The sequence below is a fragment of the Pseudohalioglobus sediminis genome (assembly GCF_008370495.1).
Taxonomy (GTDB): domain Bacteria; phylum Pseudomonadota; class Gammaproteobacteria; order Pseudomonadales; family Halieaceae; genus Halioglobus.
Map to the genome: position 1 here is coordinate 104,222 of NZ_VTUX01000002.1, position 16,859 is coordinate 121,080.

General features: G+C 60.7%; 14 protein-coding genes. 6 read left to right on the plus strand and 8 right to left on the minus strand.

Annotated elements, in window-relative coordinates; translation table 11 throughout:
• Nucleotides 1–34 precede the first annotated feature (34 nt).
• Nucleotides 35–1,249 (plus strand): CaiB/BaiF CoA transferase family protein, encoded by a 1,215-nt coding sequence (locus F0M18_RS04480; protein ID WP_149610216.1) that lies wholly within the window; start codon nt 35–37, stop codon nt 1,247–1,249.
• On the opposite strand, the gene F0M18_RS04485 is transcribed toward F0M18_RS04480, so the two are convergent.
• The 3 genes from F0M18_RS04485 to F0M18_RS04495 all read right to left on the minus strand — a co-directional run bounded on the left by F0M18_RS04485 (nt 1,250) and on the right by F0M18_RS04495 (nt 4,525).
• Nucleotides 1,250–3,280 (minus strand): AarF/UbiB family protein, encoded by a 2,031-nt coding sequence (locus F0M18_RS04485; RefSeq protein WP_149610217.1) that lies wholly within the window; start codon nt 3,278–3,280, stop codon nt 1,250–1,252.
• A 129-nt stretch (nt 3,281–3,409) separates the two neighbouring features.
• Nucleotides 3,410–3,709, minus strand: a complete 300-nt coding sequence (locus F0M18_RS04490) for a YciI family protein (protein WP_149610218.1) — start codon at nt 3,707–3,709, stop codon at nt 3,410–3,412.
• A 15-nt stretch (nt 3,710–3,724) separates the two neighbouring features.
• Nucleotides 3,725–4,525 carry an enoyl-CoA hydratase gene (locus tag F0M18_RS04495; RefSeq protein ID WP_149610219.1) on the minus strand — a complete coding sequence of 267 codons (801 nt, stop codon included), beginning with the start codon at nt 4,523–4,525 and terminating at the stop codon, nt 3,725–3,727.
• A gap of 185 nt (nt 4,526–4,710) precedes the next feature.
• Between F0M18_RS04495 and F0M18_RS04500 the strand changes: the two genes are divergently transcribed.
• The 4 genes from F0M18_RS04500 to F0M18_RS04515 all read left to right on the plus strand — a co-directional run bounded on the left by F0M18_RS04500 (nt 4,711) and on the right by F0M18_RS04515 (nt 11,278).
• Entirely contained in the window at nt 4,711–5,934 is a 1,224-nt protein-coding gene (locus F0M18_RS04500; RefSeq protein WP_149610220.1) for an acyl-CoA dehydrogenase family protein, read from the plus strand.
• Between the two features lie 9 nt (nt 5,935–5,943).
• A complete protein-coding gene (locus F0M18_RS04505) occupies nt 5,944–6,723 on the plus strand; it encodes an SDR family NAD(P)-dependent oxidoreductase (RefSeq protein WP_149610221.1) in 780 nt (259 codons plus the stop codon).
• Nucleotides 6,724–6,807: 84 nt separating this feature from the next.
• Entirely contained in the window at nt 6,808–8,517 is a 1,710-nt protein-coding gene (locus tag F0M18_RS04510) for a SulP family inorganic anion transporter (protein WP_262500821.1), read from the plus strand.
• 58 nt (nt 8,518–8,575) lie between these two features.
• Entirely contained in the window at nt 8,576–11,278 is a 2,703-nt protein-coding gene (locus F0M18_RS04515; protein ID WP_262500822.1) for a fatty acid cis/trans isomerase, read from the plus strand.
• On the opposite strand, the gene sohB is transcribed toward F0M18_RS04515, so the two are convergent.
• Nucleotides 11,279–12,343 (minus strand): protease SohB, encoded by a 1,065-nt coding sequence (gene sohB, locus F0M18_RS04520; RefSeq protein ID WP_149610223.1) that lies wholly within the window; start codon nt 12,341–12,343, stop codon nt 11,279–11,281. It lies immediately after the preceding gene.
• 3 nt (nt 12,344–12,346) lie between these two features.
• Complete coding sequence (gene nudC / locus F0M18_RS04525; RefSeq protein WP_149610224.1) at nt 12,347–13,168, minus strand: NAD(+) diphosphatase; 822 nt, start codon at nt 13,166–13,168, stop codon at nt 12,347–12,349.
• 157 nt (nt 13,169–13,325) lie between these two features.
• Between nudC and nhaB the strand changes: the two genes are divergently transcribed.
• Nucleotides 13,326–14,831, plus strand: a complete 1,506-nt coding sequence (gene nhaB, locus F0M18_RS04530) for a sodium/proton antiporter NhaB (protein ID WP_149610225.1) — start codon at nt 13,326–13,328, stop codon at nt 14,829–14,831.
• A gap of 13 nt (nt 14,832–14,844) precedes the next feature.
• Here nhaB and dnaQ read toward each other — a convergent pair whose 3' ends face one another.
• From dnaQ to F0M18_RS04545, 3 genes are read right to left on the minus strand one after another with little or no spacing between them, the layout of a single operon-like run.
• Nucleotides 14,845–15,555, minus strand: coding sequence for a DNA polymerase III subunit epsilon (gene dnaQ, locus F0M18_RS04535; protein ID WP_149610226.1), 711 nt, complete (start codon nt 15,553–15,555; stop codon nt 14,845–14,847).
• 21 nt (nt 15,556–15,576) lie between these two features.
• A complete protein-coding gene (rnhA, locus tag F0M18_RS04540; protein WP_149610227.1) occupies nt 15,577–16,011 on the minus strand; it encodes a ribonuclease HI in 435 nt (144 codons plus the stop codon).
• A complete protein-coding gene (locus tag F0M18_RS04545; RefSeq protein ID WP_188109594.1) occupies nt 16,008–16,823 on the minus strand; it encodes a class I SAM-dependent methyltransferase in 816 nt (271 codons plus the stop codon). Before F0M18_RS04545 ends, rnhA begins: the two co-directional genes overlap by 4 nt.
• Nucleotides 16,824–16,859 lie beyond the last annotated feature (36 nt).

Genomic DNA, 16,859 nt, shown 5'->3' on the forward strand with positions numbered 1-16,859 from the left:
CAACGACTCCCCATCTACGCAAGAGGCAATAGTGATGGATATCGAACTGGACAGTGACGGCGCAGGCCCGCTCAAAGGCATTACCGTACTCGACGTAACCAGCATGATTACCGGTCCGCTGTGCAGCCAGATGCTGGGTGACCTGGGCGCCGATGTCATCAAGGTGGAGCCCACCCATGGCGAGGTGGCCCGCTGGATGATGCCCCCGGAAAACGGCGGCCTGACCGGCTTTTACTGCCAGATGAACCGCAACAAGCGCAGCATCGCCATCAACCTGCAGCAAGCCGAGGGGGTCGAGATACTGAAAAAGCTGGCAGCGCAGGCTGACGTGCTGGTTGAAAACTTTCGTGGCGGTGTCGCCGACAGGCTCGGAATTGGCTACGACGCGCTGCGACCCCTCAACCCGCGGCTGATTTATGTCGCCATCACCGGCTTTGGTCCCAGTGGACCCTACGCGGAGCGCCCCGCCTACGACCCGATCGCACAGGGCCTGGTCGGCATGATGCCGATACAGGGCAAGCCCTTCGGGGGCAAGCCGCAACTGATCCAGTCCGCCATTGTCGACAAGACCACAGCCACCACTGCCGCGGGTGTGGCGCTGGCAGCGCTTTATGCCCGCGACGCCGGTAACGGTAGCGGCCTCGGGCAGCGCGTCGACGTCCCCATGATCGATGCCTACGCGGCCAATTCCCTGCCCGACATGCTGGCAGTGGACAGCTTCCAGCCCTCGGCGCTGCCCGATGCCGAGCCGCTTGCGGTGCTGCGCACCTTTGCCACCCAGGACGGTTACGTGGTGGGCATGGCCTTGCAGGACAACCACTTCCGCGGCCTGTGCGAAGCGCTGGAATGTACGCAACTGCTGCAGCGTGAAGGCATGCGCAATGTCGGCGAGCGCATCAGCGACTTCGAACCCTGGCTGGATGCTATTGAGGCGGAGATCGCACGCTGGCCAACTGATGAACTGCTGTCACGGTTCGAGAAGCACGGCGTGCCCTTTGGCAAGGTGAAAACCGTTCGCGAATTTGCCGAGGACCCCCAGGCGCAACACAACCGCACGGTGTTCGATGCGGAGCATCCCCAGTTAGGCACCCTGCGCTACGTGCGCTACCCGGGGCACTTTTCCGAAACCCCCGCCAGTTTGCGCCTGCATCCACCGCGACTGGGTGAGCACAGTGACGCGATCCTGCAGGCCGCTGGTTATTCTGCGGCGTCCATTGAGGCATTGCGCGAAGCGGGTGTGGTGGCCTGATTACGGCCCCGCAGTTGTTGCTCCCTCGCGATTCCAGATCAGCCCGACCGGCAGGTCCCTGGCTACCTGGCGCAGCAGGCGCCGGCGGTATCCTGTGGCCTGCCGATAACCCTCCAGCGAGGGAAAACGGCACATAACAATCATCGCGTCCTGCGCCAGCGCCAGGCGCGATACGCCGCTGTAAATACCGAGGTAGGAACCCACCATGGCCGTGATCGACCGGGTCAGGTGCATGTAATTGCCATCAATAACAATACCCTGGCGACTCATCACCGTACCCAGGCCAATGGCCAGGTCAAAGCGGGACTTGAGACCCTCCACGCCCTCCCGGTACAGCACCAGCGGGAAATCAAGCCCGATGGGCTCAACCGGGTTCTCCTGCAGTGTTTCAACGATATGCCCGAGCATTTCCTGGCGGCGCTGCAGCAGTGCATCGCCGTCGCTGGACAGGTCGATCATGGCGTCTGCGATCGCGGTGGCGTCAGCGGCAAAGACAGCCTGCAGGTAGCGCAACGCCGGTCGCCAGATCGGGCCGACGTCTACGCTGTTGCCCCAGTCGATGAAATACAGGCGCTGTTCGTCGTCGACCAGCAGGTTGCCGGGGTGCAGATCGCCGTGGAACTCGCGGTACACGAGCATGTGCGACAGCACGGTATGCAGGAACGCGCGACCCACCTTGCGTCGCGCGCGCTGCGCCTTGCGCTTGCCGAGTGCATCAAATGCCGTGGACAGGCTGCTGGCGCCCTCAACGTACTGCATCTCTATCACGCGTCGCGTGGTCTGGTACACCTGCGGCACGTGCCAGCCGCCCGTGTAGCCTGCGCGTTCTGCAAAGCGTGCCTGCACCGCAGCCTCGGCCTCAAAGTCCAGTTCGGCGCGGAAGCCCTCTACGAAAACGTCCACCTGGTCCAGCCATGAGGACAGGAATGGCGACAGCTTGGAGTGCGGCGCCCAGTACTGGCTGCTGAGTATCGCCAGCTTGATCACCGTCTTGCCAATGATGAACTCGCGTTCGAGGTTGTGTCGACCCACCTTCACCACCAGGGTTTTCAGTTCCTGGCGGCCACGTCGGTTGCGCACCGGTTTTTCCGCCACGAACACGGAGGCAATGGAACCTGACTTGAGCGGTTTGGACGCGTCGAAGTTGTAGTAACGCTGCCCCGGCAACTCGCCGAAACTCTCCATGAACGCCTGCTCGACTTCCGCCGGCGTCATCGGTTCCACGTCTTCCTGGAACACCTCCAGCGCTGCGCTGATCTCCTCCGGCAGGAAATCCGATCCGGAGGCAGCCACCTGCGCCATCTTGATGAAGAAGGGGCCAAACTCCCGCACCATTTGCGCCACGATGGCAGCTTGCGCCTTGAAATCCTCGGGGTCGGTTTCGAAAAACTCGCGGATATACGCCAGGGCGCCGATCTGTCGCCTGAAGATGTCAAGGTCGGAACGCAACACGCCGGTCTGGTCGAAAATCTCACGCAGATGCCGATTGTTGCTGTGCCGCATGTGCTTGAGCTGATTGATCACCCTTACCAGCAAGGGCTCGTAGGCGTTGGCGACGATGCGCGCCACCTCCAGGCTCACTTCCCCGAGCCCCTTGAGCTCGGGTTCACTCATCAGGTCGTTAAAAAACTGCCAGAACTCTTCGGTGACCTGTTCAGGGATAGGAAACACAGAGCGCGCAGTAACCTGGTCCATGAGAAAGCGCAGCAGGTTCTCCGTGCTCTGCTCATTGGGCAGGATGTTGTCTTCACGCAGGCGGCGTGTGAGTTGGGTAAGCTGGGCGGTAACGGGATGGGTCTGCAGCGACTCAAACAGCGCATCCAGGGCGTCGTGCAGTTCGGCTTCCGTGACATCGGCATGGCGGTTGAGCAGTGAAGCCAGGGGCCGCAAGGCCACATATACGCGCGCCATGCCCGAGGCATACTCGCCAGTGGATCGCAGGACACGGGTAGTCTGTTCGCGCAGCACAGGCAGCCACTCTTCCAGCTTGATGGTGCTTTCCGCGTCCCTTACGGGCTCTGTTTGCGACAAGTATTGTTCCCTGCCGCGTGCTGCGGCATCAGTTTTACTCAGGGGTACATCTACTGCGTCAGGTTACTGCGTGGCACCAGATGTTGTGGTCATTGTCTATGATCGCCGTCGCCCGGACAAGTGCCAATATCAGGGCAGGACCAGCTTGTAAGGTTTGACGATCACCTTGCGGGTGACCCCGTTCAGGGCGTAAGGATCCGAATCTGCCCAGGCCTGTGCCGCCTCAAGCGAATCAAAGTCAGCCACGATCAGGCTACCGGTAAAACCCGATTCACCGGGCTCCTCGGTGTCGACCGCCGGGTGCGGCCCTGCGATCAGCAGGCGCCCCTGGTCGACAAGTTCCTGCAGACGTTGCAGATGTGCCTGCCGATTGGCTTTGCGGCCGGCCAGGCTGTTCTCAACATCCTGGGTCATGATGGCGTACCACATGTTCCCCTCCTCCCTTTACTTGCGCTTGCTGCGCGCCTTGAGTTGTGACAAACGTTCTGCCATGGCAGTCATATCCACCGCGCTGTTGTAGGCCCGTGCCGCATCACCTTCCACATCCAGTCCATGCGCCAGGCTGGTTTCCCAGCCCTTGTTCATGACCTGTTTAATGCGGTACAGCGGTTCCGGGAGGCAGGTGGCGATCTCGCGAGCGGTCTCCAGCGCCGCGCCGAGCAATGCATCGTCCGGCAGCACGCGATTTACCAGACCCCACTGCAGGCCCTCCTCGGCGCTGTAGTAGTTGCCGGTAAAACTGATTTCCCTGGCCCTGTTGATACCCACCAGTCGCGGTAGTTTTTGTGATAAGCCCCAGCCGGGCAACAGCCCGACCCGGGCGTGGGTATCGGCAAAGCGCGCGCTCTCAGCCGCGTAAATAAAATCGCAGGCCAGGGCCAGTTCGAAGCCGCCGGTCACGGCAACGCCATTTACCGCCGCAATGATGGGCTTGGGGCAATCATTAAAGGCCTGCAGCAGGGGTGCATTCGGCCCCAGTGACACCCCATCGGACATTAACGAGCCATCGCCTGACAGCACTTTCAGGTCGACGCCGGCGGAGAATGCCCGACCAGTTCCCGTCAGCACAATGGCATGCACCGCATTGTCTTCTGCCAGGTGCAGCATCGCATCACGCAGGCCATCGAGACAGGTCCTGGTGAGTGCATTGAACTGCTGCGGGCGATTCAGTTTCAGCAAGGCCACGCCCTCGCCACGGCTTAGCAACAGTTCGCCATCAGCGAGTGATTTTTCTGGTCCCAACATAAAGTCTTTGCCCTCTGTAGACAGTTACCCGCATTATGCGGGTTGAGCCGGCAAATAACAGTGCCGGCAGACAATCATTGAAGCACTCAAGACGATGCCTGATAGCGGATGGCAGGCCGAACCATTTGAGTGATGGCGCCAGCCTTCCTATGATTGACGCTTAACACCTGACGGAGTCTCACACCATGTACCAGTTCAGCGAACGTTCCCAGCAGCTACAGGCGCAGCTCAAACAATTCATGCAGGAGCATATTTATCCCAGCGAGGAGAATTATGCCCGGCAGTTGCATGAGGCTACCGATCGCTGGGCCCCGCTGCCACTTATGGATGAACTCAAGGAGAAGGCACGGGCAGCGGGCCTGTGGAATCTCTTCATACCGCCTTCGCTGGCCGAATTCGCCGATCACGACGGCCTCAGCAACTTCGACTACGCGCCGCTGGCGGAAATCATGGGCCGCGTGCTCTGGAGCCCGGAGGTATTCAATTGTAACGCGCCCGACACCGGCAACATGGAAGTGTTCATGAAGTACGGTACCCGTGCGCAACAGGAGCAATGGCTGACGCCGCTGCTGAATGGCGAAATACGCTCAGCCTATGCCATGACCGAACCACAGGTCGCCTGCTCGGACGCGACCAATGTGGAGTTGCGTATTGAACGCGACGCTGACGAGTGGGTGCTCAACGGTCGCAAGTGGTTTACCTCTAACGCCATGCACACGCGCACTGCGGTGTTTATTGTCATGGGCAAGAGCGACCCGGACAACCCAAACCGCCACCAGCAGCAGAGCCAGGTGCTGGTGCCTCGCGACACGCCGGGGGTGGAAATCACACGTGCACTGACGACTCTTGGCTACGATGACGCACCGCTGGGGCATGCAGAAATGCGCTTCGACAATGTACGCGTGCCAGTGGACAACATGTTACTGGGTGAAGGCAGGGGCTTTGAAATAGCCCAGGGGCGTCTGGGCCCGGGCCGCATACACCACTGCATGCGGCTGATAGGCATCGCCGAGCGCTCACTGGAGCTGGCGTGCCAGCGCTCGGTATCGCGTACCACCTTTGGCCGTACCCTGGATCGTCACCAGTCGGTGCGCGAAGACATTGCCAAGAGCTTCTCTGAAATCGAGATGGCTCGACTCCTGGTGCTGAAGACTGCCGCGCGCATGGACGAAGTGGGCGCGAAAGGAGCCATGGAAATGATCGCTGCCAGCAAGATCAGTGTGCCTATCATGATGCAGCAGGTTATTGATCGCTGTATGCAGTTGCACGGCGCCGGCGGGTTGACCGAGGATTACTGCATGGCCGAAGGTTTCAATTATGCGCGCTGGTGCCGCCAGGCGGATGGTCCCGACCAGGTACACCAGATGGCGTTGGGGAAAATGGTCATCAAGCGTCACACTGAACAGTAGGCCCAGAGTATGCATGCAACAACACAATCACTTTTCAGCCTGGCGGGCAAAACTGCCCTGGTTACCGGCGCATCCAGCGGCCTGGGCGCCCACTTCGCCAGCGTACTGGCGGCAGCCGGCGCTAACGTGGTGGCGGCGGCACGCAGGCAGGAGCGACTGGATTCGCTGGTCGCGCAAATCACTGACAACGGCGGCAAGGCCACAGCAGTGGCCATGGATGTCACTGATGGCGACAGCGTCAACGCGGCGCTGGACGAGGCAGTTGACGCTTTCGCAGCCGTGGATATTCTGGTGAACAATGCCGGTGTAGCCGGCTCCCGCTTTTGCCTCAACGTCGATGAGCGTAACTGGGACTACATCATGGACACCAACCTCAAGGGCGCTTGGCGCGTGGCGCAGGCAGTCGCCGCGCGCAGCGTGGCGGCGCATCGCCCCTGCAGCATCATCAATATCGCCTCCATACTCGGCCTGCGGGTGGGCTTTGGTGAAAGCGCCTATGGTGTGTCCAAGGCAGGTGTGGTCCAGCTCACGCGTGCCCTGGCCCTGGAACTGGCCGCCAAGGATATTCGTGTGAACGCGATCTGCCCCGGGTACTTTGCGACTGAGATGAACAGTGATTACCTGCACTCGGAAGAAGGCCAGGCTTACCTGGAACGCACCCCGGCCCGACGCATGGGCGAGCTGGATGAACTCAGCGGCCCCCTGTTGCTGCTGGCCTCCGGCGCCGGCAGTTTCGTCAACGGCGCGATCATCCCTGTGGATGGTGGCCACCTGGTCAGTTCGCTGTAAGCGGTGGCCAGAGTTTCCGGTTTCGTTGTCATTATGTTGAACGCTTCGCACCCGCAGCCGCGCGCTACCAAATAGGAGATGCCGATGGCGCCGGAATGGCTACGGGACTATCGCAAGGAAACCTTCGTCAGCGACCTGTTGGCAGGGATTATCGTCACCATCATGCTGATACCGCAGTCGCTGGCCTATGCGTTGTTGGCCGGTCTGCCCGCCGAGATGGGTTTGTATGCCAGCATCCTGCCGCTGGTGGCCTACGCACTGCTGGGCAGCAGTCGCACACTCTCGGTGGGGCCGGTGGCGGTCATATCCCTGATGACAGCGATGGCGGTGGGCGATATAGCCGCTTCAGGTTCGCCCCATTACATCGAGGCCGCCATTGTGCTGGCAGCGCTATCCGGTGTGCTGTTGCTGTTGATGGGCGTCCTGCGCCTCGGCTTTCTCGCCAACCTGCTGTCTCACCCGGTAGTGTCCGGTTTCATAACCGCCTCTGCCGTGATCATCGCTGTGGGGCAGTTCCGCCACTTGCTGGGTATTCCGGCGCAGGGCGACAATCTCATCGCCCTGCTCGCGTCGCTCTTCGCCAATATCGGCGCCACCAACTGGATTACCCTGGGTATCGGCCTCGGCGCCACCGGCTTCCTGATATGGTCTCGACGGGGGCTGTTGCGCCTGTTGCTCCGGCTCGGGCTGCCCGAGCAGCTGTCGCGCATCCTCGCCAAAGCCGGCCCCGTACTGGTCATTCTGGTAACGGTGGCGCTGAGTTACCTGTTCCAGTTAGGGGCGCACGGAGTTGCCCTGGTCGGCGAAGTACCACGCGGGCTACCCGACCTGGCACTGCCCTCCTTCGACGCTGAACTATGGTCCCAGCTACTGGTTTCAGCGCTGCTTATCTCCATTATCGGGTTTGTCGAATCGGTTTCCGTGGGCAAGACACTGGCCGCCAAACGCCGCCAGCGGATAGATCCCAATCGTGAGCTGGTTGCGCTGGGCGGTGCCAATGTGGCTTCGGCATTCTCCGGCGGATTTCCGGTAACCGGCGGTTTTTCCCGCTCGGTTGTCAATTTCGATGCCGGCGCGCAAACCCCCGCCGCGAGTATACTGGCGGCCATGGGCATCGCCCTCGCGGCGCTGTTCCTCACCTCACTGCTCTTCTACCTGCCCAAGGCAACGCTCGCCGCCACGATTGTCGTCGCCGTAAGCAGCCTGGTGGACTTTGGCCAGATCCGCCGCGCCTGGCACTACTCGCGCTCGGACTTTATCGCCATTGTCACCACTATCATCGCCACGCTCACCCTGGGTATAGAGCTGGGCGTGCTGGCCGGCATCCTGTCTTCCGTGCTGCTGCACCTTTACAAGACCACGCGGCCCCATATCGCCATCGTCGGCGCCGTGGCCGGGACGGAACATTACCGCAACGTGGAACGCCACAACGTCATCACCCATCCCAACCTGGTCTCACTGCGAATAGATGAAAGCCTGTATTTTGCAAACAGCAGTTACCTCGAGGACTATATATATCGCCTCGTGGCCGAAAGTGACCAACTGGAGCACGTGATACTGCAGTGCACAGCAGTCAACGAGATCGACATGAGTGCGCTGGAGACGCTGGAAGCAATAGATCACCGTTTGCAGGAACAGGGCATACGCCTGCATCTGAGTGAAGTGAAAGGACCGGTCATGGACGCCCTGCAAAGCGTGGACTTCCTGCGACAGTTGTCCGGCGAGGTTTTTCTCAGTCACCACCAGGCTGTGAAAGCGCTGAAGCGGGACGAGATCGAGCCCTACATAATCTGAAACGCCTGCCCCACTCTGCTATCATCGCAACGACTCCTGATTCAAACGGCCTGGTTGTATGAACCCTCTGCTTAAGGCTGGCGCGTTCCTCGTGCCGGTGTTGTTGATCGCTGTGCTCGCCATCCTCACTGAAGAGCCCGAAGACAGTAAAGATACTTGCGCGAACCCGGACAGCGATGTCGCCGCGGCCATCCTGGCAGACTCGGCACATGACCAGGATGGGCTCGCCAACCGTGCCATCCTGCAGCGTGGTCGCTGCCAGCAGCCCAAAGCCGCAAATGCGGACCAGGCCGCGGCGGCAAGCGCGGCCGCAGAGGCACTGGCAGCCGATTCATTGACGGGCGCGGCAAACCCGGCGGAGACCAAAGCCGACAAGCCCGCCGCGCAGGTGGAACAGGGTGCCGCACCTGAGCAGGCGTCCCCTGCTGAGGCCAAGGACCGGGACGGCCAGCAGGACATGCCGACCGACGACCCCTCGGGCAATGCGGCACCTATTACCCCACTGTCGTCGACCAATACCGTCGCCAACCCGGGTCACCAGGCAACAACGCAGGCGGCAGCCCCTCCGGTCACGGTGCCCACTGGAACCGCAACCGAGATCGTGCAGCACCGCTGCATGGTCTGCCATGGATGCTACGACGCCCCCTGCCAGTTGAAACTGGAGGCACAGGCCGGGCTGGAGCGCGGTGCCAGCAAGGACCTGGTTTACAACGGCGGGCGCTTGATCGAGGCCAATATGACACGCCTTTTCGATGACGCGCTCACCGAGAGAGGCTGGCGCAAGAAAGGCTTCTACCCGGTGCTGGACAAGGAACAGCCCGAGCGCGGTGTCATGTACCGGCTGCTTGAGCTGAAGCAGGCACACCCCTTGCCGACAGATGGGCCGATGCCGGAGGGGTTCGATTTCTCCCTGGCGCGTGACCAGCAGTGCCCGAGACAGGACGAGTTTGACAGTTACGCTGAGGATAAGCCGCTGTGGGGAATGCCCTACGGCTTGCCAGGGCTCAACCCGGAACAACACCGGACCCTGACCTCGTGGCTGGATGACGGTGCCCCGGCACCCGCACTGGCAACGCTGCCGGCCGCACAGCAACAACTGGTCACGGACTGGGAGACCTTTCTCAACGGCGACACCCCCAAGCAGCGGCTGATGGCGCGCTACGTCTATGAACACCTGTTCCTGGCCAGTCTTTACCTGGAGGCAGGCGAGCAGCCGGTCTGGTTCCGTCTGGTGCGCTCCCGATCCGAACCCGGCAAGCCTCTGGACTTGATCGCCACGCGCCGCCCCTACGATGATCCCGGGGTCAAACGGGTGTATTACCGGTTGCAGCGCATGCCGGTGCAAGCGCTGGCCAAGATCCACATGCCCTACCGCTTCGATCAGGCGCGCATGGATTGGTACCGGGGTCTGTTTCTCGAGCCGGCATACGAGGTCCCGAGCCTGCCCGGTTATGAGCGCGAAGTTGCCTCCAATCCCTTTAAAACCTTCGTCGACATTCCGCTGCCCTCGCGCTATCGCTTCCTGCTGGAAGAGGCGCGCTTTACCATCATGAACTTCATCAAGGGGCCGGTCTGTCGTGGCCAGATCGCCCTTAACGTCATCGACGATCACTTCTGGGTGGTCTTCGCCGACCCGGAGCGTATGGATATGGATGTCGATGCCCGTTTCCTGTCCAGCGAGATGGACAAGATGCGCCTGCCGACCCCGGCCACCGGCACAGTCATCGACCTGTTCAGTTGGTCACGCTACGCCAAGGCTCATGAAAAATACCAGCGCGCCCGCTCACGTTTCATTCGCAAGCGATCGCAGCAGGGCGAGCGGCTCACCCTCGATTCAGTCTGGGATGGTGACGGCAATAATGCCAACGCCTCATTGACCATATTCCGTCACTTTGACACCGCGTCTGTGGAAATGGGCCTGCTTGGCGCTGTACCCAAGACGGCCTGGGTTATCGATTACCCGCTGCTGGAGCGAATTCACTATCTGCTGGTTGCCGGCTTTGATGTTTACGGGGCGGTTTCACACCAGCTGGAGTCCCGCTTGTACATGGACTTCCTGCGCATGGAGGGAGAATTCAATTTCCTGTTGTTCATGCCAGCAGAACAGCGCCTGCCGATGTGGGACTACTGGTATCGGGATGCGCCCAAGGGGGCCCGTGAGCACTTTATTGAACGCAACGCACTGGTCAGCGAAACCACGGACATCAAATACGAGACCGACAACCCCAAGGCCGAATTGCTGCTGGCCCTGCGTGAGCGCATCCACGGCGCTAAAGCGGCGAAGTTTGACTACAAGCGCCCCGAGGACAAGGATATTGCGGCACAGTTGGCGGCTATTGAGGCAGAGGTTGGCGCGCACAACAGCTTCATGCCCGATGTCAGTTTCGTCAACGTGATCGGCCCGCAGCGCGACCGCTTTTACACCCTGATCAGCAACTCTGCCCACTCGAATATTGCGCAACTGTTTCGCGAGGACAAACGCAGGTTGCCGGCAGAGGATTCCATGTCGATAGTGCGCGGCTTTATCGGCGCCTATCCGAACTATTTTTTCCAGGTAGAGGTGAAGGAATTACCGCAGTTTGCCAGCGCTATCGCGGCGCTTGGCAGCGCCGATGACTACCGCAAGTTCCGCGCCCGCTATGGCGTGGCGCGCAATGCGTCCTGGTTCTGGCGCTTTGCCGACAAGGCCCACGCCCGTTACCAATGGCTGGACCCTGTCGAGTTTGGACTGTTCGACCTGAATCGTTACAACGGTTACTGATCAGACCGGGGGGCGACCCTGGCCGCGCTGCCATAGCTTGAGCAGCGCGCCCTCTATGGCCCCCTCGGTGGCCATGCCGAGCTTTTCCTGCCAGTTTTTCTTCAGCACGAAGCGGACGTCGTATACATCCCAGTCCTGCAGTTTCTCCTGGATGAAGGCGTCGGACGTCTGCAGTGTATCCACCAGTTTCTCTTCCAGGGCTTTCTTGCCGTACCAGACCTCTCCGGTGGCCACGCCGGCAATGTCGACCTGGGGCCTGTTTTCGGCAACAAATTCCTTGAACAGGCCGTGGGTTTCCTCCAACTCCTCGACGAACTTCTGGCGCCCCTTGTCGGTATTTTCGCCAAACATGGTCACGGTGCGCTTGAACTCACCGGCGGTATAAAGCTCGAAATCGATATCGTGCTTTTTCAACAGGCGGTGAAAGTTGGGTACCTGCGCCAATACGCCAATCGAGCCGACCACAGCGAACGGCGCGGCGATGATCTGGTTGGCGACACAGGCCATCATGTAGCCCCCGCTGGCGGCAACCTTGTCCACGGACACGGTCAGCGGCACCCCGGCATCGCGAATGCGCCGCAGTTGACTGGCCGCCAGGCCATAGCCGTGCACCAGCCCGCCGGGGCTCTCCACGTTGACCAGCACTTCATCACCTTCCTCGGCCTGGTTCAGTACCGCAGTGATTTCCTCGCGCAGGTTGTTGGTGCGACTGGCGCGGAGGTCGCCCTCGAAATTCATGACGTACAGGCGCTTGCGACGGTCAGCCTGCTTGCCCTCTGTCGCGGATTTGCTCGCTTTCCTGGCGGCCTTGGCTTCCTGTTTCTCCTGCTTGCGTCGGGCTTTGCGCGCAACCTTGAGCTGCTGTGGATCGGTGACGACCTGGTCAATACTTTCACCAATCTGCTTGTATTTCTCGTTCAGGTTGCGAATTTCAATATGACCTTCATGCTGTTCAGCCTTGCTGCGCTGCCCGATCGCAAAGAGACCCGCAAAAACGATCAGCACCGCTGCGACCAGCGTGATGGCCTGGGCCAGAAACAGCCCGAACTCGTAAATGTATTCCACCTGTTACTCCGCTTTGACTAACGTGTTGATGTAATGGCCGATCAATTGACCTGCGACCGAGGCGGGTGGCGGTACGCGCGGCAGATCCCGGAAGTGAAACCAGTCGGCTTCAGCGATTTCGCTGGGGTCACAAACGATGTCTCCACTCTCATACTCGGCGAAAAAGCCCAGCATGAGCTGGTTGGGAAAGGGCCAGGATTGTGACTGGAAGTACTTTAGATTACCCACTGTGACCCCGACTTCCTCCTTTACCTCGCGAATCAGGCACTCTTCGACGCTTTCACCTGCTTCGATAAAACCGGCAAGCGTGCTGTACATGCCCTGCGGGTGGTTGCGGCCGCGTGCCAGCAACAGCTCCTCTCCGCGCGTGACCAGCACGATGACGCAGGGCGCTATACGCGGATAACAGGTCACACTGCAACGCGCGCAACGCATGGCGCGTTCGCGGGTATCCGCCTGCATGCGCTCGCCGCAGCGGCCGCAGAACTGGTGATCCCGCTCCCAGTCCAGCAGTTGCGCTGCCCGACCAGCAAGGGCGAACAGTTGCTCGTCTACCCGCCCGACCAGGTGCCACAGGCTGCCGACCTGGTAGGTGTCTGGCTCCAGTTCGTGGGCTTCATCGATCTCGAGGGCAAAACAGGGCTGTTCTTCCCAGTAGCCGACAAAGTGGCTGCGGCGTACATCCCAGCCGCCCAGCCGGACCGCTTCTTCCTGCAGCAGGCAAGGCATGGTCGAGCGCATATCACTAACCAGCTTGCCTCTCTGGAAGACGACCAGAAGCCGGGGGATGCCCTCCGGGGGTGGCTCGTTGTCGGGTCTGAACATGGCGGGGTATCTGGACAAAATGACCGCGTATGGTAGTCGTGCCAACGCCAACGGGCAAGTAGACCAATGTCAGTAAGAATTTTACGGGTTTAGCCGCCAACAGGATGCCAAATTAGCGTAGAATGCGCGCTCCAAATTTTCAGGCTTGTCACGAACCATGAGCGACTCAGTAATCAGTGCCTTCTGGAAAAACTTCCTCGGCCCATCCCCGGTCTGGTACAAGCAGACCATCATCGCCTTCCTGCTAATCAACCCGGTGATACTGCTGCTTGCCGGGCCCTTCGTGACCGGCTGGCTACTGATCGCCGAATTTATCTTCACCCTGGCGCTGGCACTGCGCTGTTACCCGCTGCAGCCGGGTGGCCTGCTGGCCATCGAGGCGGTGCTGCTGGGCATGACCTCACCGGAAGCGGTCTATCACGAGACGCTGGCCAACTTCGAAGTCATTCTGTTGCTGATGTTCATGGTGGCCGGCATCTATTTCATGAAAGAGATGCTGCTGTTCGTATTTACCAAGATCCTGCTGCAGGTGCGCTCGAAGGTCGTGCTTTCGCTGCTGTTCTCGCTGGTTGCAGCCTTCCTGTCCGCTTTCCTCGACGCGTTAACGGTAACCGCGGTTCTGATCAGTGTTGGCGTGGGCTTTTACTCGGTCTATCACAAGGTGGCCTCCGGCAAGGGCCTGAGCCAGGATGACCACGACCACTCCAGCGACGACGGCGTACAGGAGAGCAGCCGCGAGGACCTCGAAGATTTCCGCGCCTTCCTGCGCAGCCTGCTGATGCACGGCGCAGTGGGCACTGCCCTGGGCGGCGTCTGCACCCTCGTGGGAGAACCGCAGAACCTGTTGATCGCAACCATCGCGGAATGGGATTTCGCCCGCTTTGTCACAGTCATGGCCCCGGTTACCCTGCCGGTGCTGGTCGCCGGGTTGGGCACCTGCATGCTGCTGGAAATGAGCGGTAAATTTGGCTACGGCGCGCAGCTTCCGGCCCGTGTGCGCGAGGTGCTGGAAGAGTTTGAAGCCAAGGAACAGAGCCAGCGCAATACCCGCACCAATGCCCGCCTCGCGGTTCAGGCCCTGGTGGCACTGATCCTGGTGATGGCGTTGGCCATGCACTGGGCAGCGGTTGGCCTGGTTGGCCTGATGGTGATTGTGCTGCTGACCGCGTTCAACGGCGTGGTGGAGGAGCACCAGATCGGGCACGCGTTTGAAGAGGCCCTGCCCTTCACCGCCCTGCTGGTGGTGTTCTTTGCCATTGTCGCCGTGATCCACGACCAGCATCTGTTCACCCCGGTCATCGATACGGTACTGGCCATGGATTCCGAGATCCGCCCGGCGATGTTCTTCCTCGCCAACGGGGTCCTGTCGATGATCAGCGACAACGTGTTTGTTGCCACCGTTTACATTACTGAAGTCAAGACCGCCCTCGATGCAGGGCACATTTCGCGTGCCGAATTTGACCAGCTGGCGGTCGCCATCAATACCGGCACCAACCTGCCGAGTGTGGCCACGCCCAACGGCCAGGCGGCCTTCCTGTTCCTGCTGACTTCGGCACTGGCGCCGCTGATCAGGCTGTCCTACGGGCGCATGGTGATCATGGCCCTGCCCTATACGCTGGTGATGGGCGGCGTGGGCCTGGTGTGCGTGAGCCTGTTTATCTGATCGATCCGCCGGTTCAGCTGTCCTGCCAGAGCACTTTGCCACCGCTGCTGCCGGCGATGGCTTCCAGCTGGGCGCGGTGAGCTGCCAGCTCCTCTTCTGATGCCTGGATGACCGGCAGCGGCGCGCGCCCGGCCGGCAGGCGGACAATGCGCTCCACCCTGGCCTCTCCATCAGATGAATCGTTTTCCGACAGCTGGAATGTCGTCTGACCCCCGGTCATGGCCAGGTAGACGTCGGCCAGTATCTCCGCGTCCAGCAGGGCGCCGTGCAGGTCACGCTGGGAGTTGTCGACATCGTAGCGCTGGCACAGGGCGTCAAGGTTGTTGCGCTGGCCGGGGTGTTTCCCGCGCGCCATCACCAGGGTATCGATTACCCGGCAACGGTCCTCAAGCGCTGGCGCATCGCTGTCCAGTCGCTTCAACTCACTGTTGAGAAAGCCCATGTCGAAGGGCGCGTTGTGGATTATCAATTCCGCACCGTCAACGAACTCGAGGAAATCCTGGGCTATCTGCGCAAACAGCGGCTTGTTGGCGAGAAATTCATTGGTGATCCCATGGACTTCTATAGCGCCCTGGTCGATCTCGCGCTCCGGCTTGATGTATTGATGGTAGTGATTGCCGGTTAGGCGGCGGTTATCCAGCTCAACGCAGCCTATCTCGATAATCCGGTGGCCCTGGGACACCTCCAGTCCTGTAGTTTCGGTATCCAGTACTATTTGACGCAAGTCGTTTTCCTTTTGTTGAATCTAGGCCAGTTCGTCGATGCCGCGGTTGGCCAACTGGTCGGCAATGTCATTTTCACGATGGCCGCTGTGGCCCTTCACCCAATGCCACTCCACCTGGTGGCGCTGGTTCTCCCGGTCGAGCTCCTGCCAGAGATCCACGTTCTTGACGGGCTTCTTGCCCGCGGTTTTCCAGCCTTTCTGCTTCCAGCCGTCCAGCCAGCTACTGATTCCGTTTTTGACATAGACAGAATCGGTCGTCAACACCACGTGGCAGGGCTCCTTGAGGGCGCGCAGGCCCTCAATGGCAGCCTGTAATTCCATGCGATTATTGGTGGTGTGCCCCTCCCCGCCGTAGAGCTCGCGCTCCTTGCCCTGGTAACGCAGCAACACGCCCCAGCCACCCGGCCCCGGATTGCCGCGGCAGGCCCCATCGGTGAAGATTTCAACTTTCTTCAATGCAGCACGTCTCCGCTGGGGTTACGCGCTACCTTGCCGGTGCTGCGCGATGGCACGTTGGGCGTGGGGCTGGGTGCCACCGCAGGTTTGGGGACTGCAAGGTCGATTAACTTCTCACCGTGGCGACGCAGCAGTGAGCGCGGCCGGTTCTGTGCTACCACGGTCTTCACCGCGTGCAGCAGATAGACACCGCCCAGTGGCACGTTGTGCTGGCCCAGCCAGATGTCGATGGACTCCATACCCCGGCGCAGCCTGCCGCCACCGAACGGAGGCAGCGCGTACAGGTAGTGGCTGTCCTGCAGCTCACATCCCAGCAGGTGCATCCAGTCGGTAAGGCGGCGGGCACTCACCGGCTCATACTGGCGCCAGGCAGATCGCCGCGAGAGGCCACGACTGGCGGTCAGCAGCCCGCGCAGGCTGAACGGATTGAAGCCAACCATCAGCAGCTGGCCCTGCGGCGTGAGCACCCGCTGTATTTCGCGCAGGACCTGGTGTGGATTGTCGACAAATTCCAGGCAGTGATGCCCTATCACCACGTCCACACTGTCACTCTCGAGGGGAATCTCGCCGCTCTCACACAGCAGGCCAATGTTGTTTGCCGGCCGGTTACTGGCGTGAATGCGGTGGTGGATCCTGCAGTCGCCGAACAGCGCGTGTTCACGCACCGGACCGAGTTGCAGGATGTGGTAGCCGAAGGCGTTTTCGAGGTGCGGTCGCAGGCTGGCGCGCAATTGTCCCAGCATATATTGACCCCGGTCGCTGTCGTACCAGGATTCCAGTTCCGTCAAAATGTCGTTAAACTGATCGCTCACTTGCCGGGCCTGTCCTATTGCTGAACCACGGCCCAT